Source organism: Pseudomonas sp. PS01270, from assembly GCF_029959775.1.
Taxonomy (GTDB): Bacteria; Pseudomonadota; Gammaproteobacteria; order Pseudomonadales; family Pseudomonadaceae; genus Aquipseudomonas; species Aquipseudomonas atacamensis.
Genome location: NZ_JASCPT010000087.1, coordinates 1 through 23,035 on the forward strand (window position 1 = coordinate 1; position 23,035 = coordinate 23,035).

At 61.9% G+C, this 23,035-nt stretch carries 21 protein-coding genes; 8 read left to right on the forward strand and 13 right to left on the reverse strand.

What is annotated here, in order from left to right; genetic code table 11:
- Positions 1-86: 86 nt before the first annotated feature.
- The gene (locus tag QMX86_RS20240) at positions 87-1,196 is read right to left on the reverse strand and encodes a 2-aminoethylphosphonate--pyruvate transaminase (protein ID WP_073471334.1); all 1,110 of its coding nucleotides are present in this window, start codon (positions 1,194-1,196) and stop codon (positions 87-89) included.
- Between the two features lie 113 nt (positions 1,197-1,309).
- On the opposite strand from QMX86_RS20240, the gene QMX86_RS20245 reads away from it, so the two are divergent.
- Positions 1,310-2,176 carry a LysR substrate-binding domain-containing protein gene (locus QMX86_RS20245; protein WP_243242073.1) on the forward strand — a complete coding sequence of 289 codons (867 nt, stop codon included), beginning with the start codon at positions 1,310-1,312 and terminating at the stop codon, positions 2,174-2,176.
- Between the two features lie 125 nt (positions 2,177-2,301).
- Here QMX86_RS20245 and QMX86_RS20250 read toward each other — a convergent pair whose 3' ends face one another.
- Positions 2,302-3,174, reverse strand: coding sequence for a LysR family transcriptional regulator (locus QMX86_RS20250; protein WP_110645473.1), 873 nt, complete (start codon positions 3,172-3,174; stop codon positions 2,302-2,304).
- Positions 3,175-3,445: 271 nt separating this feature from the next.
- Between QMX86_RS20250 and QMX86_RS20255 the strand changes: the two genes are divergently transcribed.
- Together QMX86_RS20255 and QMX86_RS20260 are read left to right on the forward strand one after the other, a co-directional pair.
- On the forward strand, positions 3,446-4,771 hold the full coding sequence (locus QMX86_RS20255) for an MFS transporter (RefSeq protein WP_282385391.1): 1,326 nt from the start codon (positions 3,446-3,448) through the stop codon (positions 4,769-4,771).
- A gap of 72 nt (positions 4,772-4,843) precedes the next feature.
- Positions 4,844-6,235 (forward strand): FAD-dependent oxidoreductase, encoded by a 1,392-nt coding sequence (locus tag QMX86_RS20260; protein WP_282385389.1) that lies wholly within the window; start codon positions 4,844-4,846, stop codon positions 6,233-6,235.
- A gap of 8 nt (positions 6,236-6,243) precedes the next feature.
- On the opposite strand, the gene tssI is transcribed toward QMX86_RS20260, so the two are convergent.
- Complete coding sequence (gene tssI, locus QMX86_RS20265; RefSeq protein ID WP_282385387.1) at positions 6,244-7,632, reverse strand: type VI secretion system tip protein TssI/VgrG; 1,389 nt, start codon at positions 7,630-7,632, stop codon at positions 6,244-6,246.
- A 221-nt stretch (positions 7,633-7,853) separates the two neighbouring features.
- Between tssI and QMX86_RS20270 the strand changes: the two genes are divergently transcribed.
- Positions 7,854-8,558 carry a YebC/PmpR family DNA-binding transcriptional regulator gene (locus tag QMX86_RS20270; protein ID WP_016775324.1) on the forward strand — a complete coding sequence of 235 codons (705 nt, stop codon included), beginning with the start codon at positions 7,854-7,856 and terminating at the stop codon, positions 8,556-8,558.
- A 102-nt stretch (positions 8,559-8,660) separates the two neighbouring features.
- Here the strand turns inward: QMX86_RS20270 and QMX86_RS20275 are convergent, their stop codons facing one another.
- The 4 genes from QMX86_RS20275 to QMX86_RS20290 all read right to left on the reverse strand — a co-directional run bounded on the left by QMX86_RS20275 (position 8,661) and on the right by QMX86_RS20290 (position 12,573).
- Positions 8,661-9,974, reverse strand: a complete 1,314-nt coding sequence (locus QMX86_RS20275; protein WP_282385385.1) for a protein kinase — start codon at positions 9,972-9,974, stop codon at positions 8,661-8,663.
- Positions 9,975-10,087: 113 nt separating this feature from the next.
- The gene (gene zapE, locus QMX86_RS20280; protein ID WP_122750578.1) at positions 10,088-11,218 is read right to left on the reverse strand and encodes a cell division protein ZapE; all 1,131 of its coding nucleotides are present in this window, start codon (positions 11,216-11,218) and stop codon (positions 10,088-10,090) included.
- A gap of 96 nt (positions 11,219-11,314) precedes the next feature.
- Positions 11,315-12,070, reverse strand: a complete 756-nt coding sequence (locus tag QMX86_RS20285) for an anti-sigma factor (RefSeq protein ID WP_282385381.1) — start codon at positions 12,068-12,070, stop codon at positions 11,315-11,317.
- Positions 12,067-12,573 carry a sigma-70 family RNA polymerase sigma factor gene (locus QMX86_RS20290; RefSeq protein WP_282385379.1) on the reverse strand — a complete coding sequence of 169 codons (507 nt, stop codon included), beginning with the start codon at positions 12,571-12,573 and terminating at the stop codon, positions 12,067-12,069. Before QMX86_RS20290 ends, QMX86_RS20285 begins: the two co-directional genes overlap by 4 nt.
- Before the next feature lie 156 nt (positions 12,574-12,729).
- Here QMX86_RS20290 and QMX86_RS20295 point away from each other — a divergent pair, with 156 nt between their 5' ends.
- Both QMX86_RS20295 and QMX86_RS20300 read left to right on the forward strand, forming a co-directional pair.
- Positions 12,730-13,836 carry a catalase family peroxidase gene (locus QMX86_RS20295; protein ID WP_073471326.1) on the forward strand — a complete coding sequence of 369 codons (1,107 nt, stop codon included), beginning with the start codon at positions 12,730-12,732 and terminating at the stop codon, positions 13,834-13,836.
- Positions 13,833-14,378 carry a cytochrome b gene (locus QMX86_RS20300; RefSeq protein ID WP_122703730.1) on the forward strand — a complete coding sequence of 182 codons (546 nt, stop codon included), beginning with the start codon at positions 13,833-13,835 and terminating at the stop codon, positions 14,376-14,378. The genes QMX86_RS20295 and QMX86_RS20300 overlap by 4 nt, the downstream gene beginning before the upstream one ends.
- Before the next feature lie 60 nt (positions 14,379-14,438).
- Here QMX86_RS20300 and QMX86_RS20305 read toward each other — a convergent pair whose 3' ends face one another.
- Complete coding sequence (locus QMX86_RS20305) at positions 14,439-15,590, reverse strand: M14-type cytosolic carboxypeptidase (protein ID WP_073471325.1); 1,152 nt, start codon at positions 15,588-15,590, stop codon at positions 14,439-14,441.
- Positions 15,591-15,685: 95 nt separating this feature from the next.
- Here QMX86_RS20305 and QMX86_RS20310 point away from each other — a divergent pair, with 95 nt between their 5' ends.
- Complete coding sequence (locus QMX86_RS20310) at positions 15,686-15,904, forward strand: hypothetical protein (protein WP_073471324.1); 219 nt, start codon at positions 15,686-15,688, stop codon at positions 15,902-15,904.
- A gap of 104 nt (positions 15,905-16,008) precedes the next feature.
- Here QMX86_RS20310 and QMX86_RS20315 read toward each other — a convergent pair whose 3' ends face one another.
- Complete coding sequence (locus QMX86_RS20315) at positions 16,009-16,407, reverse strand: DUF3077 domain-containing protein (RefSeq protein WP_038862224.1); 399 nt, start codon at positions 16,405-16,407, stop codon at positions 16,009-16,011.
- 130 nt (positions 16,408-16,537) lie between these two features.
- Between QMX86_RS20315 and QMX86_RS20320 the strand changes: the two genes are divergently transcribed.
- Positions 16,538-17,197 carry a S24 family peptidase gene (locus QMX86_RS20320; RefSeq protein WP_282385369.1) on the forward strand — a complete coding sequence of 220 codons (660 nt, stop codon included), beginning with the start codon at positions 16,538-16,540 and terminating at the stop codon, positions 17,195-17,197.
- A gap of 42 nt (positions 17,198-17,239) precedes the next feature.
- Here the strand turns inward: QMX86_RS20320 and QMX86_RS20325 are convergent, their stop codons facing one another.
- Genes QMX86_RS20325 through QMX86_RS20340 form a run of 4 tightly spaced genes read right to left on the reverse strand, consistent with a single transcriptional unit; the run spans position 17,240 to position 22,798 of the window.
- Positions 17,240-19,189, reverse strand: coding sequence for an acetyl/propionyl/methylcrotonyl-CoA carboxylase subunit alpha (locus tag QMX86_RS20325; RefSeq protein WP_282385367.1), 1,950 nt, complete (start codon positions 19,187-19,189; stop codon positions 17,240-17,242).
- Positions 19,189-20,001, reverse strand: a complete 813-nt coding sequence (locus tag QMX86_RS20330; RefSeq protein ID WP_016775313.1) for a gamma-carboxygeranoyl-CoA hydratase — start codon at positions 19,999-20,001, stop codon at positions 19,189-19,191. Before QMX86_RS20330 ends, QMX86_RS20325 begins: the two co-directional genes overlap by 1 nt.
- 13 nt (positions 20,002-20,014) lie before the next feature.
- On the reverse strand, positions 20,015-21,622 hold the full coding sequence (locus QMX86_RS20335; RefSeq protein ID WP_130929523.1) for a carboxyl transferase domain-containing protein: 1,608 nt from the start codon (positions 21,620-21,622) through the stop codon (positions 20,015-20,017).
- A 12-nt stretch (positions 21,623-21,634) separates the two neighbouring features.
- On the reverse strand, positions 21,635-22,798 hold the full coding sequence (locus tag QMX86_RS20340) for an isovaleryl-CoA dehydrogenase (protein ID WP_122703736.1): 1,164 nt from the start codon (positions 22,796-22,798) through the stop codon (positions 21,635-21,637).
- Positions 22,799-23,035 lie beyond the last annotated feature (237 nt).

A 23,035-nucleotide genomic window follows, 5' to 3' on the forward strand; every position in this document is an offset into this window, starting at 1 on the left:
GAAAGCGGTCTGACATCAGCCTATGTGTCGCCTGGGACGACGCTTTCGCGAGCAGGCTCGCTCCCACAGGGGATTTGTGGTGGGGCTTAAATGTCGAGCACTTCCATCTCGCGCAGCACTTCACCCACTGCTGCTACGGCCTGGCGCATTTCGTCCGGGGTGACGTGGCCGATGCAGCCGACGCGGAAAGTTTCGACCTGGGTCAGTTTGCCGGGGTAGAGGATGTAACCCTTGGCCTTGACCCGCTCATAGAACTCCTTGAACTGGTAACGCGGATCCTGCGGCGCATGGAAAGTCGCGATGATCGGCGCCTGAATTGCCGCCGGCAGGAAGCTGCGCAAGCCGAGCTTGTTCATCTCTTCCATCAGCGCCTGACAGTTGGCCGCATAACGCGCATGCCGCGCCGGCAGGCCGCCTTCTTCGCTGTATTGCAGTAGCGCTTCGTGCAGCGCCGCGACCACATGGGTGGGCGGGGTGAAGCGCCATTGCCCGGTTTTCATCATGTAGGCGTGCTGGTCGTACAGGTCCATCGCCAGCGAGTGCGAGTTACCGGCAGATGCGGCCAGTGATTCCTTGCGGGCGAAGACAAAACCCATCCCCGGTACACCTTCCAGGCATTTGCCGGAGGCGGCGATCAGCGCGTCGAACGGTACTTTTTGCGCATCCACGGGCAATGCGCCGAAGGAGCTCATGGCGTCGATGATCAGGCGTTTGCCGTGTTGCGCGACGACCTCGGCGATCTCGGCCAGCGGATTGAGAATGCCGGTGCTGGTTTCGCAGTGGATCAGCGCCACGTGGGTGATGTCAGCGTCGGCGCGCAGCAAGCGGTCGACGTCAGCGGCGGTGGTCGGTTCGTCTTCGGCGGTTTCGAAGGTGCTGAACGAGCGGCCGAGCACTTCGCATATCTTCGCCAGGCGCTTGCCATACGCGCCATTGATCAACACGAGGATTTTGCCGTCGCGCGGCACCAGCGTACCGATCGCCGCTTCGACGGCGAAGGTGCCGCTGCCCTGTAACGGCACGCAATGGTGGCTGGCGGCGCCGTTGAGGATGGCCAGCAATTGCTCGCACAGGCTGGCGGTCAGCTGGTTGAAGCGGTCATCCCACGAACCCCAGTCGACCATCATGGCCTGACGGGTGCGGGCCGAAGTGGTCAACGGGCCGGGAGTGAGCAGAATCGGTGCGGCGGTACTCATTCGTGTGTCCTCGCGAAAACGCTGTGGGATGAAGCTACGGGGCCTACGTTGCAATTCGCCGCTGCATCAATCAAATTGTTTGTTGTTATGCCAGCCATCAGTAAGGGTTATCCATGAATCTGTTTCAGCTGCGCGCCTTCGATGCCGTGGCCCGCGAAGGCAGCTTCACCCGCGCGGCTGCGCGGTTGTTCATCAGCCAGCCGGCAGTCACCGGACACATCAAGGCACTGGAAGAGCATTACCAGATCACCTTGCTGCGGCGCACCGCGCGACGGGTGGAACTGACCGAGGAGGGCACCAAACTGGCAGCGATCACCCGCGCCATGTTCGGCCTGGCGGAAGAAGCGCAGACGCTGCTCGAGGCCAATCGGCAGTTACTGACCGGGCGTCTGGAGGTGGCGGCGGATGGGCCGCACATGGTCATGCCGATGCTGGCAAGCCTGCGCGCGCGCTATCCGGGGATCACCGTCAACCTGCGTCTGGGCAACGCGCAGGAAACCCTGGCGGCGCTGTTGTCGGAACACGCCGATGTCGCGGTGCTGACCGAGGTCGAGCCGCGCAAGGGCCTGCATCTGCAAGCGCTGAGCGAATCGCGGATCTGCGCGCTGGTGCCGGCGGGGCATCGCTGGGCAAATCGCTCCGGGGAAATGACACTCAAGGAGCTGGACCAAGTGATCATGGTCCTGCGCGAGCCAAGTTCGATTACCCGGCGCACGTTTGACCAGGCGTGTATGCAGGCGTCGATTCAGCCGCGGGTGTTGCTGGAGCTGGACAGTCGCGAGGCGGTGACCGAAGCGGTCGCGGCCGAGTTGGGGGTCGGTGTGGTGTCATCGGTGGAGGTCAGTCATGACCCGCGCGTGGTGGCGATCCCGATTGCCGGGGAAGGGCTGATGAACCGGCACATGATTGGCTGCATGGAGCGCCGGCGCGAGTTGCGCTTGATTCAGGCGTTTTTTGATCTGGCGCTAGCCGCACCGTGATCGTTCCCACGCTCTGCGTGGGAACGCAGCCCGGGGACGCTCTGCGTCCCATCCAAAGCCGAACGCGGAGCGTCCGTTGAGGCATTCCCACGCAGAGCGTGGGAACGATCAGGACAGGGAGTGAGTCAGGTCAGGCTCTCGCGAACCATATCGAGAAACGTCGCCACCACCCGCCGCGAACTCTGTTCGCGCAAGCACACCAGGGTTTCGGTCAGGCGCCTCGTGCAGTCGGTGATCGGCAACGCGCAGACCCGTGAGTCGGCGCCGAACTCCGCCGCTGAAACCACACCAACCCCGATTCCCACCACCACGGCTTCGCGCGCCGCCTCCCGGCCTTCAACCTGAATCGCCGGGCGAATGCGCAAGCCCGCTCGGGCCATTTCCTCTTCCAGGGTCTGCCGGGTTACTGAACCGATCTCACGCAGCACCAGTGGCGTGTCATCCAGATCGGCCAGACAGATCGATTCGCGTTCGGCCCACGGATGATTGCGCGAAACGAACGCCACCATCGGATCGTTGCGCAACGGCACGCACAGCAAGCGTTCATCGCTCACGTCGCGGCCGAGCAGCGCCAGATCGGCCTGATAGTTGAACAGGCGAAACAGCGATTCATCGGTATTGCCGGTTTCGATTTTCACGCTGATCCCCGGGTAGCGTTCGCAGAACCGCGCGATCTGCGGCAACACGTGGATCGGCGCGTCCACCGCGAGAATCAGGCTGCCGGTCTGCAGGGCCTGGGATTCCTGCAGCAATTCCTGCGCTTCGGCTTCGATCACGAACAGGCGTTGGGTGATCGCCAGCAGGCGCTCGCCCAAGTCGGTCAGGCGTACGGAACGTTTATTGCGGTGAAACAGCAGCACGCCGAAGCGTTCTTCGAGTTTGCGTACCTGGTCGGAAATCGCCGGTTGCGTCAGATAAAGCCGCTCGGCGGCGCGGGTGAAGCTGCCATGGACGGCCACCGCGTGGAACGCTTTGAGTTGGGCGTGAGAGACGGACATGGTGGCTCCAGTAACAAGCTCGGCTTATTTGTGAAATACGATAAATCGATTTTATTTATTAAACAGTAATTGCTTTGATCGGCTCACGCCATCGCTGACTGTTCGGTCGAACAGCAGCGCCGGCCCATGAGCCTGTGCGTGCAACAGCAGACTCATCTGACCGCTATCGCCGAAGGGAAGGGGCGGTAACGCAGTGCTCAACAATAAAAAACACAGGCGTTTTTCTTAATCGATTCTGCCGGCACACTCACACCCTGAGGTCAGAACCACCATGAACAAGCACATCGGCACCCTGGCGCGTTGGCGCGTGCAGATTTTCGCTATTACCTGGCTCGCGTACGCCGCGTTCTATTTCACCCGCAAAGCATTTTCGGTAGCCAAACTGGGCATCGCCGAAGACCCTGATTTCACCCTCGACAAAATGGCCATGGCCAACCTCGACGCGATCTATCTGGCGGCGTATGCCCTCGGACAGTTCACCTGGGGCATGCTCGCCGATCGCTTTGGCCCGCGAGTCGTAGTGCTTGGCGGTTTGCTGATATCCGCCGCTGCGGCGCTGGTGATGGGCAGTTTCGCTACATTGCCGATCTTCGCCACGTGCATGTTGATTCAAGGTTTGGCGCAGTCCACTGGCTGGTCCGGGCTGTGTAAAAACCTTGGCAGCTTCTTCCCGTCAGAGCAGCGCGGGCGGGTGCTCGGCTTGTGGAGTTCCTGTTACGCGTTTGGTGGTCTGGTCGCCTCGCCGTTCGCCGGCTGGTGGGCCTACACGCTGGTCGGCACCTGGCACGCGGCATTCATCTCCAGCGCGGCGGTGGTCGCGGTGGTCGCCGTGCTGTTCTTTATCTTCCAGCGCAACAAACCGGAAGACGTCGGCTTGCCGGCGGTGGAGCCCGAGCCGGAACTGACCGCCGAAGAAACCGCAGCCAACAGCCAACTCAGCGTGTGGGAGCCGTTGAAGGAAATCCTGCGCAACCGCACGGTGCTGGTGCTGGGCCTGGCGTATTTCCTGTTGAAACCGGCGCGCTACGCGATTCTGTTGTGGGGCCCGGTGATTGTTTTCGAGCAGATGCCCAGTGTCGGCAAGGTCGGCGCGGCGATCATTCCCACCGCGTTTGAACTGGCCGGATTGCTCGGGCCGATCATGATCGGCCTGGCCTCGGACAAACTCTTCGGCGCCCGGCGCATGCCAGCCTGCGTGCTGAGTCTGCTGGCGCTGACCGTGACGCTGGCGTTGTTCATGGCCGCGCTGAACACCGGCAGCGTGTTGTTGGTCGTCGCGCTGCTGTTCGTCATGGGCCTGACGTTGTATGGCCAGGACTCGATGATCAGCGGTGCGGCGGCCATCGATTTCGGCAAGGCCAAGGCCGGTGCCACCGCCGCCGGTTTCGTCAACGGCTGCGGCTCCGTTGGCGCGGTGCTCGGCGGTTTGCTGCCGGGCTACTTCGACTCGGTGACGGTGTTTATCGTCTTCGCCGGATGCGCGCTGTTCTCGGCGCTGGTGCTGATTCCGCACTGGAACAGTCGGCCGGTCGGCGTGATGGAGCCGCGCGCGGCGATCCCCAACTGCCCGCTGAGCGTCAAACCGCTGCGTTCCTGAAACCCTTCGCCCCGTGGCCTGCTGCGCGGTGCGCGGCAGGCTGCGTCGTGGCTATCTGACTGGAGATTTCCCATGCGACCGTTCTGGCTCGAGCAAGCCTTGCAGGCCGACCCATCCGAGCAGTGTCCACCGCTGCAAGGCGAGGTGCGCACGGATGTGTGCATTGTTGGCGGTGGTTACACCGGATTGTGGACGGCGATCATGCTCAAGCAGCAAAACCCGGAGCTGGAGGTGCTGCTGATCGAAGCAGACATCTGCGGTGCCGGCGCCAGTGGCCGTAACGGTGGTTGCGCACTGTCATGGTCGGCCAAGTATTTCACCCTGGAGCGCTTGTTCGGCGTCGAAGAAGCGGTGCGTCTGGTCAGGGAGTCGGAGCGCAGCATCCATGCGATCGGCGAGTTCTGCGAGCAGTACGGCGTCGATGCCGACTACCGCCTCGACGGCACGCTGTACACCGCGACCAATCGCGCCCAGGTCGGCGCAACTGATGCGGTGATCGCGGCGCTGGAGCGTAATGGCATCAACTCGTTCAGCCAGCGCCCGCTCGCCGATGTGCAGCGCATGGCTGGCTCAGCAAAACACCTGGAGGGCTGGTTTTCCCCGGCGGCTGCCAGCGTGCAACCGGGCAAACTGGTACGCGGTCTGCGCCGGGTGGCGCTGCAATTGGGCGTGAAGATACATGAAGGCACGGCGATGACCGGTCTGGAAGAGGGCGGCCCGGCACGCATCCACACACCCAGCGGCAAGGTCATCGCCGACCGCGTGGTGCTGGCGATGAATGCGTGGATGGCCCGCGCGTTTCCTCAGTTCGAGCGCAGTGTGGCGATTGTTTCCAGTGACATGCTGATCACCGAACCGCGTCCGGAGCTGCTGCAGCAAATCGGTTTGACCAGCGGCGTCAGCGTCCTCGATTCGCGGATTTTCGTGCATTACTACCACAACACCCCGGACGGCCGGATCATGCTCGGCAAGGGCGGCAACACCTTCGCCTATGGCGGGCGGATGCTGCCGGTGTTCGATCAGCCGTCGCCTTATGCCGGATTGCTCAAGCGCAGTCTCGCGGATTTTTTCCCGGCGTTCGCGGAGGTCAAAATCGACGCGACGTGGAACGGCCCGTCGGATCGTTCGGTGACCGGTTTGCCGTTTTTCGGCCAGATGAGCTTGGCGGGCAATGTGTTTTACGGCTTCGGTTATTCCGGCAGCGGCGTCGGCCCGTGTCACATGGGCGGGCAGATTCTCGCCGCGCTGGTGCAGGGCCTGGATAACCCGTGGACCCGTTCGCCGCTGGTTAACGGGCCGCTGGGTTATTTCCCGCCGGAACCCATCCGCTACCTCGGCTCGCTGATGGTGCGCAACGCCATCCGCCGCAAGGAGCGCGCCGAAGATCACGGGCGCCGGCCTCGGCATCTGGACGTGCGCCTGGCGAAATTCGCGGCGGCGGCGGGCAAGGCGGACAAAGGCTGAAGCGCCGATCAATGCTCGGCGCGGTGGCTCAGCCAGTCGAGCAACAGGCTGTCGCGCGCGGGTTCTGATTCGCGCTCCGGCGGCTGGCGTGCGTGGCTGAGGCACAGGATCGGTCGGTCCGGATCGCTGTCGAGGAAACTCACCCACACTTCACTGCCAGCACGCGGTAATTGATCGATGGCGACAGGGCCGCTGAGCCGGCTCATGGCGATCGGCAGCCACAAGGCGTCGCTGGCGGATTTATCCTCAGCCGGCCACAGGCTTACAGCGAGGCAGCCGTTTTCGTCCACTTGCGCAGGTTGCCCAGGCGCACCCGCGACTTTTGCCAAGTGATAACCGGCAATATTCGGGCGAGTTTGTTTGAGTGGCGGACGGAAATCGGTCGACCAGGGCTGCGCAGTGAAGTCGTTGTGATAACGCTGAACGCTTGGCGCCGGATCAAGAATCGAAGGGTGCTGCCCTTGGTGGCGCACGGCGCATATCAGCCATTGTTCGTTGAAATGATGGATCGGGTGGTCGGCCACAAGCAGCAGTCGGCCACTGAGCAAATCGCTGCAATCACTGCGCCCGTGAATGGAACGCAACTGGCAGCGCTGGCGTTGCAGATGGCGCCGGCTGCGCTGTTCGGCGTACAGACGTTCCGGCGATCGCGCGGGCATCGGCAACTCGGTCGAGACCTCGTTGGCGGCTTCGGCGTTGCCGGTTGGCTGACCGCGATTGCGCACCGCATGCAGCATCGGTACAGGCGCCGCGCGATGCTGTTGATAGAGCGCGCTGACGCAGGGCGACGGTGGTTGCTCATCAGCATTGAAAGGGATTTCAACCGGTTCCTGCGGCAGGCTCAGGCTGTCGTCGGCGAACACCACGACGTGTCCGTCCGGCCCGTGTTCGAAGTGATAGTGGATGCCTTCTTCTTCGCATAGCCGCTGCAGCAATGCCAGATCGCTTTCTTCGTACTGAATGCAAAACGCCCTTGCCGGGTAGTGACCGACGCTCATTTCAATGCGGTAGCTGTGCGCTGGCAGAGCATGTTCTTCGAGCAGTTGCTGGATGATCTGCGGCGTACTCAGGTGAGTAAACACGCGGCGCTTGTGCGTATGCGCCAGTTGTTGCAGATGCGGCACCAGAATCAGTCGATAGCCGACCCGATGGGTTCCGCGATGTTCGCAGCTGGCGCTGGAAATGACGCCGTGGAACCCGTGCTGCTCACTGAGCCGCAGAAAGGCCGGCCGGTGCAGAAAGGATCCCGGGACGATGGCCGGGGCCAGTCCGAGCAGTTCGATGTCGAAACGGTAAGGCTGGTTCAGCGCTTCCTCGCCGCGAAAACGCACCACCGGCAGGCGCAATCCGCTGTCGGTCAGCGTAAGGGTGAAGGGACTTTCCTTGTCATTGAGCATTCGAGCAGGCCCTGTCAGGCGATACGGGGTTTCAAGGGTACGAAACCGTCGGCCTGAATGGTCATGTCAAAGGCGCTTTTCAGAATCCCCCTACATGCTTTGGTGAAGATGTCGATTCCGTCGGCTGTTTTTTTGGTCGATTGCCGACTTTAGGCCGTATAAACTTGCCGCCACGCGTCGGCCAATAGATGTCTCGGCGCCACAGATCAAGAGAGTGAGTAATGGGCGCACAGTGGAAGGTTAAACACAAAGAAGCGGCAGCCAACGCCAAAGGGAAGATCTTCGGCAAACTGGTGAAGGAAATCACCATTGCTGCGCGCAACGGTGCCGATACCGCCACCAACGCACACCTGCGTCTGGTGGTCGAACAGGCGAAAAAAGCCTCGATGCCAAAAGAAACCCTCGATCGCGCGATCAAGAAAGGCGCCGGTCTGCTGGGTGAAACCGTGCAATACCATCGCGTGACATACGAAGGCTTCGCGCCGCATCAGGTGCCGCTGATCGTCGAATGCGTCACCGACAACATCAACCGCACCGTCGCGGAAATTCGTGTGGCGTTCCGCAAGGGCCAGTTGGGCGCTTCCGGTTCGGTGGCGTGGATGTTCAACCACGTCGGCATGATCGAAGCCGCGCCGGACAGCCCGGATGCCGATCCGGAAATGGCTGCGATCGAAGCCGGTGCCCAGGATTTCGAGCCGGGTGAAGAGGGCGCGACGCTGTTCCTCACCGACCCGACCGACCTCGATGCCGTACAGAAAGCCCTGCCCGAACAAGGTTTCACCGTGCTCTCGGCCAAGCTCGGCTACCAGCCGAAGAACCCGGTCAGCGGCTTGAGCGACGAGCAAATGGCTGAAGTCGAAGCGTTCCTCGAAGGCCTCGACAACCATGATGACGTGCAGGACATGTTTGTTGGTCTGGCTGGCTGATCTGTCGCGCCAGTAATGACCTCTTCGCGAGCAGGCTCGCTCCCACATTTGAAATACATTCCATTGTGGGAGCGAGCCTGCTCGCGAATGACTGCGCAGCGGTCAAAGATTCTCCAGCACCTCGATTACTTCACTGCAACCCGGTCGCCCCAGCACATCGGTCTGACAGCAACGTCGCTCCAGCGCCTGCAGTTGCGCGCGCCGCTCCGTACTCAATCCTGAGTCGACACGCTCCAGCAATTCCCCCAACAACACACCGAACGCACGGACTTCCAGGCGCTGCAATGCGCGCGTCTGCACATCATCGCCGGTGGCATGAAACGACGCCGCGCCGAAATCCCCCAGCAGACAATCGCCGCGATCGTTCAGCAGAATGTTGTGGCCATACAGATCGCCGTGGGTGATACCTTGGCGGTGCAGGTGCTCGGCCGCTGAGGCGATGCCTTTGGCGACGCGCAGGGCGACCTCGGCGGAGAAGCGGCAACCTTCGGCATAAACATCCCGCGAGCACGAGTCCAGGCTGGGCAAACCGGCGAGATTGCCGAAGCTCGGATCAATCAGTTGCATCACCAGCCCCTGCTGTTGATCGGGATGGCCGCTGATGCGCCCTTCGACGCGGATCAGGTTCGGGTGCAGGCCTGCGGTGATGCAGGCGTTCATCTCATGCAACGGCGAGCCGTCGCTGGTCATCTCGCCTTTGTACAGCTTCACCGCAACCGCCTGCGCCGTGCCATCGTCGCGCTGCCAGACTGCCTTGGAAATCACCCCGGAAGCGCCTTCGCCCAGTTGCTGCTCCAGGCGCAGCGCCGACCAGTCGATCAGCGGCGTGGCCTCAAGGGCAGCGGCATCGGCTTCGTTCTCCAGCGGATTGCCGGCGTAGGCCAGCCAGGTCAGGCTCGGCAAGGTCAGCAACCACTGCGGCAGTTCGCTGAGTTGATTGGCAGCGATGCGCAGCAATTCCAGCCGATGGCAGTGACGCAGGGAGTCTGGCAGCGATTGCAGGCGATTGCCGGCGAGCATGAGCTTCTGCAAAGCGGGGCGTTCACCGAGTTCGCTGGGCAGATTTTCGATGCGGTTATCGGTGAGGATCAGCCAGCGCAGCTGCGGCGGCAGGGCGGCACCGGGCACATTGACGATACGGTTGGCCTTGAAGCCGACCATGGTCAGCGCGGTGCACTGGCCGAGGCACGCCGGCAGTTCGCTGAACTGGTTGTCGGAGCAGAACAGCACGCGCAGGCGGGTCAGGCGATGCAGGTCAGCGGGCAGGCTGGATAACGCGTTGCCGCTGAGGTTGAGCACTTCCAGCGTGTCGGCCAGTTGGAAAATTTCGTTGGGGAATTCGGTCAGCCCGCAGGACAGGTCGAGGCGGGTGATGCCGGACAGCTCGCCGGCGCGCAGTTGAGCAAGGGTGTGCATGTCTGGTTTCGCTATTGATCGGTGGAGCGACGCGGGGGCGCTGGAATGGGCGACATGATAGCGGTAAAGCGGATGCTGAACGGATTTTGAGTTGTCCCGGGACCTGGTGGGAGTCAGTTGGGTTCGTGGATTGCCTGCAATTGCCCCAACCGGCTGCGCGTGCGCGCCAGGTCAATGGCGTGACCTTCCAGGCTCTGGCCCAGCGGCAGTTGGCCGAGCAGGGTCAGGTGTTTGTCCTGATCGTAGAGCACGTCAATCAGATTGATGAAGCGCTGCTGCACGGCGATCGGACATTCGCCGAGCTGCGGCAGCTCATCGATGATCCACTGGTCGAAACGCTGGCACAGTTGCAGATAATCCATCACTGCCGTTGGCTGTTCACACAGATCGTTGAAGGTGAACGCGACTCGCCGGCCTTGGCAAAAACGGGCCTGAAGCTGGCGCTTGCCAACTTCGAGGGCCAGGGCAGGCGCGTCGGCCGGTGGCAGGTCCAGAGTCTGACGTTGAGCTGCCGTCGCCGGCCAAACGTAATGTCCTTGGGTAAACACTTGATGCGTGTGTTGGCGGTTGAGTGCGCGGTAGTCGTGGGCGCCGCCGACTTCCATCACTTGCATGCGCGTGTTGATCAGCTCGATCACCGGTTTGAAGCGCGCGTGATACAGCGGATTGGGCAGCAGGCCCTCGGGTGCATAGTTGGAGGTCACCAGCAGCATGATCTGCCGTTTGAACAGGGCCTTGAACAGCCGCGTGATCAGCATCGCGTCGCCGATGTCATGCACGTGAAACTCGTCGAAACACAGCACCTGGCAATCTTCCAGCAACTCATCCAGGGTGATTTCCAGCGCGTCTTCCTCCTGGCGATGACGGAACATGCCGTCGTGCAACCGAGCGAAGAACTGATGGAAATGCAGGCGGCGTTTGCGCGTGATCGGCAGCGCCTGGAAAAAACCGTCGAGCAACCAGCTCTTACCGCGCCCGACGGCGCCGTACAGGTACAGACTCGGCGGGGTGTGGCCGCTGTCGCCGAGCAGCACGCTGGCTTGCTGCGCCATGCAGTCGATGACTTGCTGCTGACTGCGGCTGAGGGTGTAGCCCTGGCTTTTGGCCTTGTCACGGAAATAATCGCGGATGGTCGCAGCATGAGCATCGTGCCCGGCGCTGGCGGGCAGGCCTTTGCCGAACAGGCGGCGCAGCAACGGCCAGCGTTGGCTCAGTCGTGATCGTTTCGGCGTTCGGGCGGGCACGCGGGACAGGCTCCTGTCGATTGGGCGGGCTCCACCGGGAGCGCGGTGGCCCAAGTGTAACCAGAGCCCGGGCGTCGGCTCCATGAAATATCACCATCAGAACGGTGGCGATTGCTTGAGCAACTCCGCCGCCGGCGAGTCGGTCGGGCTGACCACCGCATAGTTGTAGCCCGGCCCTGACCAGTAATCGGCCTGCAGATCGCCATCGCTGCGCGAGCCACGCGGCAGCAGGGTGTTTTTCGGCCCCGGTGGACGCAGGTAGAAACTGACCTTGTGACCGCTGCCATCCTCATACATCACCATCGCCGCCGCGCCTTCATCGGTGCTGAGCAAACGCCCGCTGACCGGCTCGAATCCGGCAGCTTTCAAGTCCGGCAAGCGCCCGGCACCGCTGAAGTAGCGGTCGAGCCAACGCTGCATGTCGCCGTCGCTGTCGACCTTGTAATCGGCGGGCAGTACGCCTTGCTGGGCGATCAGGCGATAGGCTTGCAACGCGTCAGTCATCGGCAATTGCACAGGGCGCACCAGGGTCATTTCCCGCGCCTGCCAGCCACTGAAACCGCCGATGCTCACGGCAATGAGCAACACCGCCGCGCTGGCCAGGTGGCGACGGGACTGCTGGCGGCGGCGCTGGCGAATCATCATCGGGTCGAGCGCCGGATTGGCCGGTTGCTGCAAGGCGCCACTCAGCGCTGCGCGCAGCTGCTGGGCGTCGCGTTGCCAGGCGCGAACCTGCGCCGCTTCTTCGGGGTGGCTGGCCAGCCATGTCTCGAGCACGCGCCGATCGGCGTCGCTGAGCTGGTGGTCGACGTAGGCGTGCAAATCACGTTCGCTGGGAGGCAGGCTGATCATTTGAGTATCCGCAAGGAAGGGCTGCTGATTTCGCCGTCGCTGAGTTGGCGCAAGGCCTGGCGGGCGCGGGACAGGCGCGACATCACGGTGCCGATCGGGGCGCCGAGGATCTCGGCGACCTCTTTATAGGACAGGCCTTCCACCGAGACCATCAGCAGCAAAGCGCGCTGTTCGGTGGGCAGGCGTTCGAAGGCTTGCAGGGTCGACTGGGCAATCACGGTGCGTTCCACAGACGGCTCGGCATCGTCGCGACCGGTGAAAAACTCCAGCATCCGCGCATAGCGCCGCGAACGACGGTGCGCATCGAGAAATTGCCGATAGAGGATCGCAAACAGCCAGGCGCGCAAGTCGCCCTCAACGCGTTTCTCGCCCCAGGCCGACAGCGCCCGCTCGAGGCTGGCCTGGACCAGATCGTCAGCGCTGCTGCTGTTGCGCGTCAACGACACGGCGAAGCGGCGCAATCTGGGAATGATTTCTCTCAACTGTTCGTCGAATTCGCTCATGAATTTCTGCTGGTCGCTACGCTGTGGACTAGGAAGACGCCCGTCAGCGCAGGTTATTCCCCGTGCGCAAAAATAAATACCGCGCCGTGGAATAAACCCAGACGGGGTGCGTCTTGCTGACTCTTTCCACTTGTGGCCGATGGCCTGGAGATATTCATGGTTGATCGCTCGTCCCCCAACGCTGCACCGCCCGGCAGGCCGCCGCGCCAGCCACTGAGCGCCGCGAGCCTGGTTTTACGTCTGGGCGGCATTGCCGTGATTGTCGCCGCCGTGGCCGGGGCGTTTGCCTACGTGCATGGCAACCTTGACCCACAACGATTGACGCCAAAAGCGTTGGTTGATGTGCTGGAAAAGAACAACGGCGTGCATCCCGGCTTTCGTCGCAATCATGCCAAGGGTGTTTGCGTGATCGGCCATTTCGAAAGCAGCGGCGAGGCGCGGGCATTCTCTACCGCACAAGTGTTCAACCTGCCGCAGACACCGGTGGTGGGTCGTTTTGCCTTGCCGGCGGGCAATCCCTATGCGCCGGACAGCGCCGTACCGATCCGCAGTCTGGCGCTGCGCTTCACCCAGGCGAACGGTCAGCAATGGCGCACCGGCATGAACAGCATGCCGGTGTTCCCGGTGGGCACGCCTGAAGCGTTCTACCAATTGCAGCAGGCGCAGTCGCCGGATCCAGCCACCGGCAAGCCCGACCCGACGAAGGTGCCGGCGTTCTTCGCTGCACACCCGGAAGCCGTGCCGTTCTTGACGTGGGTGAAGACCGCCAAGCCTTCGGCCAGCTACGCGACCGAAACCTATAACAGCATCAATGCGTTCTATCTTGTCGATGGCAACGGTAAAAAACAGGCCGTACGCTGGAGCATGACCCCGTTGGCGCAGGACGCGGCAGGTGCCACAGCCCCTGAAGGCGCGGACTTTCTCGAGAAGGATCTGGTGCAACGCCTGGCCGCCGCACCCTTGCGCTTCCAGTTGAACATTACCCTGGCCAACGCCGACGACCCGGTCAACGATGCCAGCAAGACATGGCCCGCAAATCGCAAAGTGCTGAACGCCGGGACTTTGGTGCTGGAGAAAACCCAGCCGCAGCTCAGCGGTGAATGCCGCGACATCAACTACGACCCGCTGGTGCTGCCGGCCGGGATTCAAGGCTCGGCAGATCCACTGCTGGCCGCGCGTTCTGCTGGCTACGCCGATTCCTACCTGCGTCGCACCAGTGAAGTCAGCCAGTTGCCCGCCGCCAAACAGGAGGCTCGTCCATGAGCAAGCAACCGACGCATTTCGTTTTGCTGGCGCGCCTGCTGCACTGGCTGATGGCGCTGATGATCATCGCCATGCTGTTTATCGGCGCAGGCATGGTCACTTCGGTGTCGTCTCGCCATGAATGGCTGATACATCTGCACAAGCCACTGGGCATCGCGATCCTGGCGCTGGTGATCGTGCGCCTGCTGGTGCGCTTCACCACCCGCCAACCGCCGCTGCCGGATGATCTGCCGGGCTGGCAGGTGCTGGCAGCCAAGGCTTCCCACGTCTTGTTGTATGCGTTGATGCTGGTGTTGCCGCTGCTCGGCTGGGCGATGATCAGTGCCTCGGGCGAGCCGGTGATGCTGACGGCGTCGCTGCATCTGCCGTCGATTGTGCCGGCTGACGCGCAACTGTTTGCGGTGCTGCGCAAGTCCCATGGCTATCTGGCGTATCTGCTGTTTCTGACGGTGCTGCTGCACCTGGCGGCGGCGCTGTTTCATGGCTGGGTGCGTCGTGACGAAGTACTCGACAGCATGTTGCGCGGGCGTGATCGCGTCTGACGGGTTTAAAGCAAAAGATCGCAGGCCGGCTGCGATCTTTTGTCGTTACAGAGGAGGGGATCAGCGCAGGGTGTCGACCATGTCGGCGAGGGTGGTCAGCACATCCTTGCCCAATTGCTTGGAACGTTTGCCCGACCAGCCGGTGATCTTGTCCGGGTGGTCGTCGTGGTCCTTGAACGGCATCTCCAGGGTCAGCGACAGGCAATCGTATTTCTGCCCGACGCTGTTGCAGGCCAGGGTCATGTTGGCCTGTCCCGGTTCGTCGCGGGTGTAGCCGTAGGTGGTCTGGAAGTCTTTGGTGGTGTGCTTCAGATGGCTGCGGAAATGCTCTTCAAGCTTTTCGATGCGCGGTGTAAAGCCAGGATTGCCTTCACAGCCGGCGGTAAAGACGTGGGGGATTTCCTCGTCGCCGTGCACGTCGATAAACGCATCGACGCCATATTTTTCCATCTGCTGCTGGACGAAAAGCACTTCCGGACTGATGTCCTGGCTGGCGTTCTGCCAGGCCCGGTTCAAGTCCTGACCCATGGCATTGGTGCGCAGATGGCCATGGAAGGCGCCGTCCGGGTTCATGTTCGGCACCAGATACAGATCGGCGCTGGCCAGCAGTTTGTTCAATACCGGATCGTCCTGGCGCTCCAGACGCTCAATCACGCCTTCCATGAACCATTCCGCCATGTGCTCGCCCGGATGCTGCTGGGCAATGATCCAGATCTTGCGCTGGCCTTCGGCACCGGTGCCTTTGCGCAGTAGTTGAATGTCCCGGCCCTCGACACTTTTGCCGGTCGCCAGCAATTCGGTGCCAGCCTTGCTCAGCGCCTGCTCGATCAACCAGTCGTGGCGGCCGCGGCTGTAGGGCTCGAAGTAGGCGAACCAGGCGTGGGTCTGTTCGGCTTCGAGGCAGAAGCGCAGGCTGTCGCCTTCGAAGCTGGTGGGGATGCGGAACCAGTTGACGTGGTCGTAGGAAGCGACTGCCTGATAGCCGGTCCAGGCCTTGTTATAGGAGGACTGGCTGGCGTTGACCAGACGAAACCAGTGTTCCTGATGCACATGCAGGCCGCTGGCCTTGAAGTGGAACCACTGAAAATGAGCGCTGCGGGTGTCCGGGCGGATGGCCAGAACCGGATTGAGCGGGTTGCTGATGTCGATGACTTGGATATTGCCGCTGTCGAAATTGGCGCTGATGTCGAACGAAGATTTGGCCACGGTCATAATCGCTTCCAGAACAGGATTTTTATGACCGGTACTTTACACGCAGGCAGGGCTGAAACCGAGGGGAATTGCCGGCGTAGCGGGGGGCGTCTTCCGTGACGCGCCAGCAGCTTAGAGGCTATGCGATTGATTCTCAAGTGCTGATTGCCATTAGTTTTGCCCAATGTCGCCGGGCTCGGCTTGCCAATCAATATTCTTTTGATATTATCCGCGCCATCGAATTTGCAGCACCCAAAGACTTCATTAGCCTGAAGACACAAGCCCGAAAAACGGGCAAAAAAAGACCCGGCAAAAAGCCGGGTCAAAAACCGTGATTAGCCTGATGAGGAGATAGTCCAGAAGACCGACCTAAGGTCTCTGGTCCATCGACTGATCTCGCGACCAGCTGCTTGCAATAATAATCATTATCATTTGCAAGTCAAATGTTTTTATCTGCGCGATGGGAAAATTCTTTCCTGTCCGCCCGGACCTTGTCCGCCGTGACTTCGTCGTTGTCGATCGAATGGTCGACCATCGCCCGCGCCATATCCACCATGTGCACCACCGAAAAGGCCAGATCGCGACTGGTGCCTTGCAGGTTTTCTGCGGCCTTGAACGCGGTGGCGGCTGCACATCGCAACAGATCCGAGGCATGCACCAGCGCTTCCTCGCCGCTGAGATGGCCTTTGACATTGAAAAAACGTTCGTCCGTCTCGGGTTCTGAAACAGCCGGTTTCAAGTAGTAGTCCAGCGCGCGCTGTGCGGCGGCATTGCCTTGAGGGGAGGTGAAGCTGGTGTCGATTTGCAGATCGGGCAGGTCTTTGCTGCTGATGTTCATCATGAAACGTCACTCCATGTTCGATTGAAAGTCCGTTTCCTTAGGATAGTACCGCCTGTATTTGTGACGAGAATTTAAATACTACAATATGTGTTTTGCCGGTCGAAGACGTCCGCGTAAGGTGCGGTACATGGATAAATGGATTGAGTTGGTCAAGGCCAAGATGAGTGAACTCAAAGTCACTCAAACAGAGCTCGGAGAGCGCGTCGGCATGTCCCAGGGCGGGATCGGTCATTGGCTGAACAAGCGTCGCGAACCCGGTGTTACCGAAATGAACCGCGTGCTCAAGGCGCTGGGAATGGACTTCCTCGAAGTCGTTCTGGTGATCCGCGAACCGCAGCCGACGCCGGAAGAGGAGATGCCGCTGGCGCAGAAGTACAACCCGTACTTCCGTTATCCGGTCTGCGATTGGCGTGCACCGTGCGAAGTGCGTGACACTGCGGCGACCTATCCCGGAGCATCAGCGAAGCAGCGCTTCGAACTGACGGATTACCACGCTCGTGGCGGTGCGGCGTTCTGGCTGACGGTGACGGGGGATTCGATGACCGCGCCGAGCGGCCAGAGCGTTGCCGAGGGCATGCTGATTCTGGTTGACCCAGAGTTGGAGGCAGTGCCTGGCAAACTGGTGATCGCCCAGTGGCCGGACAGCGAAGAAGCGATTTTCCGCAAACTCGACGAGCAGGCCGGCCAGCGTTACCTGGTGCCGCTCAATCCAACCTGGCCGAAAACCCTGTTAACCGATGAATGCCGGATTATCGGCGTGGTGGTTCAGGCAACGGCGCGTTATTGAACGGATCGATCCTCGCTCAAGGCCAGGATCGATCCTTTTATTTCATCCCTCTTCCAGTTCAACCAAAGCGCTGCCTTCGCTGACCATATCGCCTTCCTGGCAATACAGCGCTTTGATCACACCGGCGTGCGGCGCGCGGATGCTGTGTTCCATCTTCATGGCTTCAAGCACCACCAGTTGCGCCCCGGCCTCAACCGACTGTCCCGTTTCGACCAGCACGCGCACGATGCTGCCGTTCATTGGCGCGGTCAGACCGCCCTGATGGCTGTGGCTGGCTTCAACGGCACTGATCGGATCGAACGCTTCGATGCGCCGCAACTCGCCGTCCCATTGCAGATACAACGCGCCGCCCTGACGAATCGCCCGCAATGTGCGGCGCACGCCGTCATGCTCGACGGTCAGCGCCTCGCCCAGCAGTTCTGCATGGGCCGCAGTTCTCAAGGTCAACGCGCGATCCTGTCCCTCGCAACTCAAATGCACGGTGATTTGCGCCGGCAAACCTGCGCGCAAACCACTGCTGCAAGACCAAGGGGAGGCGGGATCATCCGCCCGCGCACGCTTCGGCAAACTCTGCGCAAACGCCTGCGCCGCCGCCTGCCAGAACTCATCGGTCAACGCGGCTGGTGCTGGCAGCAATTGCTCCTGATAGCGCGGGATAAACCCGGTATCCAGCTCTGCCGCCGCAAACGCCGGATGCGCGATGATCCGGCGCAGGAAATTGATGTTGGTCCTCAGCCCGCCAATCGCAAACTCGTCGAGCATGCTCAACAGACGCAAGCGCGCCTGTTCGCGATCTTCGCCCCAGGCAATCAGCTTGCCGAGCATCGGATCGTAGAACGGCGAAATCTCGTCACCTTCCTCAACGCCGCTGTCTACCCGCCGCCCCGGTCCCTGCGCCGATTCGCGGTACAAGTCCAGACGCCCGGTGGCCGGCAGGAAATCATTCGCCGGATCTTCGGCATACAAACGCACTTCGATCGCGTGACCATTGAGTGGCACCTGCGCCTGGGTGATCGGCAGCGCTTCCCCACGGGCGACGCGAATCTGCCAGGCGACCAGATCGAGCCCGGTGATTGCTTCGGTCACAGGGTGCTCGACTTGCAGCCGCGTGTTCATCTCCATGAAGAAAAACTCGCCGCGCGCATCCAGCAAAAACTCCACGGTGCCGGCGCCGACATAACCGATCGCCTGCGCCGAACGCACAGCCGCCTCGCCCATTGCCCGGCGCAACTCGGGCGTCAGACCTGGCGCCGGGGCTTCTTCGACGACTTTCTGGTGCCGACGCTGGATCGAGCAATCGCGCTCGTTGAGGTACAGGCAGTTGCCGTGCTGATCGGCGAACACCTGAATCTCCACATGACGTGGCTTGAGCAAATACTTTTCCACCAACATCCGCGAGTCGCCAAACGACGATTGCGCTTCGCGCTGCGCCGAGGCGAGGGCTTCAGCGAGTTGGCTGACATCCTCGACGACTTTCATGCCTTTGCCGCCACCCCCCGCAGTGGCCTTGAGCAGCACCGGATAACCGATGCGTTCGCAGGCTTCGCGGAAGGTGTCGAGGTCCTGCGCTTCGCCGTGATAGCCCGGCACCAGTGGCACGCCGGCCTTTTCCATCAGCGCTTTGGCGGCGGATTTGCTGCCCATCGCATCGATGGCCGAGGCGGGCGGGCCGAGGAAGATCAGTCCGGCGGCTTCGATGGCGCGGGCGAATCCAGCGTTTTCCGAGAGAAAGCCGTAGCCGGGATGAATCGCCTGGGCACCGCTGGCCTTGGCGGCGGCGATCAATTTATCGATTTGCAGATAACTCTCGGCAGCCTTGCTGCCGCCCAGATCCACACGGATATCGGCTTCACGGCTGTGCCGCGCATCGCGGTCGGTGGCGCTATGCACGGCGACGGTGGTCAGGCCCAAAGCCTTGGCAGTGCGCATCACGCGGCAGGCGATTTCGCCACGGTTGGCCACCAACAGGGTGGTAATCACAGGTGCGCTCATCAACGCGACTCCTTGGTGGATGCGGCTTGCCAGTTCGGTGGGCGTTTTTGCAGGAAGGCACGCAAGCCTTCCTGGCCTTCAGGGCTGACGCGAATCCGCGCGATGGCATTTTCGGTATAGCGCCGCAGGGCCGGGGTCAGCGCGCCGTTGCCGACTTCGCGCAGCAAGTCCTTGCTGGCGCGCATGGCCGCGGGGCTGTTGAGCAACAGGTTGTCGATCCACTGTTCGACCTGTTGCTCCAGTTCCGCCGCAGGATAGCTTTCGGCGAGCAAGCCAATCTCCCGCGCCCGCTGCCCGCTGAAGCGCTCGGCCGTCAGCGCATAGCGCCGCGCCGCACGCTCACCGATCGCCTGCACCACGAACGGGCTGATCACGGCCGGTGCCAGGCCGATGCGCACTTCCGACAGGCAGAACTGCGCGTCATCGGCGCCGATCGCCATGTCACAGCAACTGATCAAGCCCAGCGCGCCACCAAACGCCGCGCCCTGAACCACAGCCAGAGTGGGGATTTTCAGTTTGGCGAGGTTGTACATCAGCTCGGCCAGCTCGCGGGCATCGTCGAGGTTGGTGTGGTAATCGAGTTCCGCTGATTGCTGCATCCACGCCAGGTCAGCGCCGGCACTGAAGTGCTTGCCGCGCCCGCGCAGCAGCAGGAAGCGCAGGCTCGAATCGCTGGCGACCTTGTCGAGAGCGAGGATCAGTTCGCGGATCATCTCGGCGTTGAAGGCGTTGTTTTTCTCGGCGCGATTGAGCCACAGCGTCGCGAAACCGCGTGGGTCGTTTTGCAGTTCGAGGGTATTGAAGTCGTTCATCAGATTCTCCCCATCACATCCGGAACACGCCGAAGCGGCTCGGTTCGATTGGCGCGTTCAGCGACGCGGACAAGGCCAGGGCCAGTACGTCGCGGGTCTGCGCCGGATCGATGACGCCGTCGTCCCACAGCCGCGCGCTGGAGTAGTAGGGGTGACCCTGTTCTTCGTATTGGTCGAGAATCGGCTGCTTGATCTCGGTCTCCTGCTCGGCGCTGAACGCCTGACCGCTGCGTTCGGCCTGTTCGCGCTTGACCTGCACCAGCACGCCGGCGGCCTGTTCGGCGCCCATCACGCCGATCCGCGCGTTCGGCCACATCCACAAAAAACGCGGGTCGTAAGCGCGACCGCACATGCCGTAGTTGCCGGCACCGAAGCTGCCGCCGATGATCACGGTGAATTTCGGCACTTTGGCGCAGGCCACCGCGGTCACCAGTTTCGCGCCGTGCTTGGCGATGCCGCCGGCTTCGTACTTCTGGCCGACCATGAAACCGGTGATGTTCTGCAGAAACAGCAGCGGGATGCCGCGCTGGCAGGCCAGTTCGATGAAGTGCGCGCCTTTCTGCGCGGCTTCGGCGAAGAGGATGCCGTTGTTCGCCAGAATCGCGATCGGGTAGCCGTGCAAGTGCGCGAAACCGCAGACCAGCGTGGTGCCGAACAGCGCTTTGAATTCATCGAACACCGAACCGTCGACCAGCCGCGCGATCACTTCGCGCACATCGAATGGCTGCTTGGCGTCAGCCGGAACCACGCCGTACAACTCGTCGCTGGCGTACAGCGGCGCAATCGGCGTGCGTTGCTGCACCTCGCCGAGCTTGCGCCAGTTGAGGTTGGCGACGCTGCGGCGGGCGAGGGCAAGGGCGTGTTCATCATTCTCGGCGTAATGGTCGGCCACGCCGGAGGTCTTGCAGTGCACATCGGCGCCGCCGAGGTCTTCGGCGCTGACCACTTCGCCGGTCGCGGCTTTCACCAGCGGCGGGCCGGCGAGGAAAATCGTCGCCTGGTTGCGCACCATGATCGCCTCGTCCGCCATCGCCGGCACATACGCGCCGCCAGCGGTGCACGAACCCATGACCACGGCGATCTGCGGGATGCCCATGGCGCTCATGTTGGCCTGGTTGAAAAAGATCCGCCCGAAGTGCTCGCGGTCCGGAAACACTTCGTCCTGACGCGGCAGGTTGGCACCACCGGAATCCACCAGATAGATGCACGGCAGGCGATTCTGCTGGGCGATGGTCTGCGCGCGCAGGTGTTTTTTCACGGTGAGCGGGTAATACGAGCCGCCTTTCACCGTCGCATCATTGGCGACGATCATGCATTCAACGCCTTCGACGCGGCCGATCCCGGCGATCACCCCGGCAGCCGGGACGTCTTCGCCGTAAACCGCATGGGCGGCGAGTTGGCTGATTTCGAGGAACGGCGAGCCGGGGTCGAGCAAGCGATTGATGCGCTCGCGCGGCAGCAATTTGCCCCGCGAGGTGTGGCGTTCCTGAGCTTTGACACCGCCACCCTGCGCCACTTGGGCGAGCAGGGTGTGCAGCGCGTCGACCTGTTTGAGCATCGCCGCACTGTTGGCGGCGAACTCCGCTGAACGCGGGTTGAGCTGAGTGTGCAGAGTTGCCATGGTCAGCTCCGTTTAGCGGGTTTCGTTGAACAGTTCGCGGCCGATCAGCATGCGGCGGATCTCGCTGGTGCCGGCGCCGATTTCGTAGAGCTTGGCGTCGCGCAGCAGGCGACCGGCGGGGAATTCGTTGATGTAGCCGTTGCCGCCGAGAATCTGGATCGCGTCGAGGGCCATTTGCGTGGCGCGTTCGGCGGCGTAGAGGATCACCCCGGCCGCGTCCTTGCGCGTGGTTTCGCCGCGCTCGCAGGCCTGGGCCACCGCGTACAGATAAGCGCGGCTGGCGTTGAGCTGGGTATACATGTCGGCGACTTTGCCCTGGATCAGCTGGAATTCGCCGATGCTCTGGCCGAACTGCTTGCGGTCGTGGATGTACGGCACGATCAGGTCCATGCACGACTGCATGATTCCGGTCGGGCCGCCGGAGAGCACCACGCGTTCGTAATCGAGGCCGCTCATCAGCACTTTCACGCCACCGTTGAGCACACCGAGGATGTTCTCTTCCGGTACTTCGACGTCATCGAAAAACAGCTCGCAGGTGTTGGAGCCACGCATGCCGAGCTTGTCGAACTTGTTGCTGCGGCTGAAGCCTTTCCAGTCACGCTCGACGATGAACGCGGTGATGCCGTGGGGGCCTTTTTCCAGGTCGGTCTTGGCGTAGATCACGTAGGTATTGGCGTCGGGGCCGTTGGTGATCCAGGTTTTGCTGCCGTTGAGTACGAAGCGATCGCCGCGTTTGTCGGCGCGCAGCTTCATCGAGACCACGTCGGAACCGGCGTTGGGCTCGCTCATCGCCAGGGCGCCGACGTGCTCGCCGCTGATCAGCTTCGGCAGGTATTTGCTTTTCTGTTCGTGATTGCCGTTGCGGTTGATCTGGTTGACGCAGAGGTTGGAGTGCGCGCCATAGGACAACGCCACTGACGCCGAGCCACGGCTGATTTCTTCCATCGCCACTACGTGGGCCAGATAACCCAGACCCGCGCCGCCGTACTCTTCCGGCACGGTGATGCCGAGCAGGCCCATGTCACCGAATTTGCGCCACATGTCGGCGGGGAACAGGTTGTCGTGATCGATCTGCGCGGCACGCGGGGCGATCTGATCGGCGACGAAGGACTGCACCTGATCGCGCAGCATGTCGATGGTTTCACCGAGGGCGAAATTCAGGGATGGATAGCTCATGAGGCACCTTTTGGCTTTTTTATCGGGTGGAGCGCACGACGAATCGGCGTTCAGCTTTACGTTAACGTAAAGCTTCCAGAGATCGACTGTCAATCGCCTTTACGTAAGCGTCAACTTGGGCGAGAGTAAGGGCAGTTCAGGATCAGATATCGGTTTGTTTCTGGTGGGAGCGAGCCTGCTCGCGAAAGCGCTGTATCAGTCGCCCCCAAGGCTCAATGACGCAGCGTATTCGCGAGC

Excerpts from the sequence above, each read along its gene's own strand:
- QMX86_RS20240 (WP_073471334.1), bottom strand. The coding sequence starts at position 1,196 with ATGAGTACCGCCGCACCGATTCTGCTCACTCCCGGCCCGTTGACCACT.
- QMX86_RS20285 (WP_282385381.1), bottom strand. The coding sequence starts at position 12,070 with ATGATCAGCCTGCCTCCCAGCGAACGTGATTTGCACGCCTACGTCGAC.
- QMX86_RS20295 (WP_073471326.1), top strand. The coding sequence starts at position 12,730 with ATGGTTGATCGCTCGTCCCCCAACGCTGCACCGCCCGGCAGGCCGCCG.
- QMX86_RS20325 (WP_282385367.1), bottom strand. The coding sequence starts at position 19,189 with ATGAGCGCACCTGTGATTACCACCCTGTTGGTGGCCAACCGTGGCGAA.
- QMX86_RS20255 (WP_282385391.1), top strand. The coding sequence starts at position 3,446 with ATGAACAAGCACATCGGCACCCTGGCGCGTTGGCGCGTGCAGATTTTC.
- QMX86_RS20275 (WP_282385385.1), bottom strand. The coding sequence starts at position 9,974 with ATGCACACCCTTGCTCAACTGCGCGCCGGCGAGCTGTCCGGCATCACC.
- tssI (WP_282385387.1), bottom strand. The coding sequence starts at position 7,632 with ATGCTCAATGACAAGGAAAGTCCCTTCACCCTTACGCTGACCGACAGC.
- QMX86_RS20315 (WP_038862224.1), bottom strand. The coding sequence starts at position 16,407 with ATGAACATCAGCAGCAAAGACCTGCCCGATCTGCAAATCGACACCAGC.
- QMX86_RS20320 (WP_282385369.1), top strand. The coding sequence starts at position 16,538 with ATGGATAAATGGATTGAGTTGGTCAAGGCCAAGATGAGTGAACTCAAA.
- QMX86_RS20260 (WP_282385389.1), top strand. The coding sequence starts at position 4,844 with ATGCGACCGTTCTGGCTCGAGCAAGCCTTGCAGGCCGACCCATCCGAG.
- QMX86_RS20330 (WP_016775313.1), bottom strand. The coding sequence starts at position 20,001 with ATGAACGACTTCAATACCCTCGAACTGCAAAACGACCCACGCGGTTTC.
- QMX86_RS20245 (WP_243242073.1), top strand. The coding sequence starts at position 1,310 with ATGAATCTGTTTCAGCTGCGCGCCTTCGATGCCGTGGCCCGCGAAGGC.
- QMX86_RS20335 (WP_130929523.1), bottom strand. The coding sequence starts at position 21,622 with ATGGCAACTCTGCACACTCAGCTCAACCCGCGTTCAGCGGAGTTCGCC.
- QMX86_RS20250 (WP_110645473.1), bottom strand. The coding sequence starts at position 3,174 with ATGTCCGTCTCTCACGCCCAACTCAAAGCGTTCCACGCGGTGGCCGTC.
- QMX86_RS20290 (WP_282385379.1), bottom strand. The coding sequence starts at position 12,573 with ATGAGCGAATTCGACGAACAGTTGAGAGAAATCATTCCCAGATTGCGC.
- QMX86_RS20305 (WP_073471325.1), bottom strand. The coding sequence starts at position 15,590 with ATGACCGTGGCCAAATCTTCGTTCGACATCAGCGCCAATTTCGACAGC.
- QMX86_RS20340 (WP_122703736.1), bottom strand. The coding sequence starts at position 22,798 with ATGAGCTATCCATCCCTGAATTTCGCCCTCGGTGAAACCATCGACATG.
- QMX86_RS20270 (WP_016775324.1), top strand. The coding sequence starts at position 7,854 with ATGGGCGCACAGTGGAAGGTTAAACACAAAGAAGCGGCAGCCAACGCC.
- QMX86_RS20300 (WP_122703730.1), top strand. The coding sequence starts at position 13,833 with ATGAGCAAGCAACCGACGCATTTCGTTTTGCTGGCGCGCCTGCTGCAC.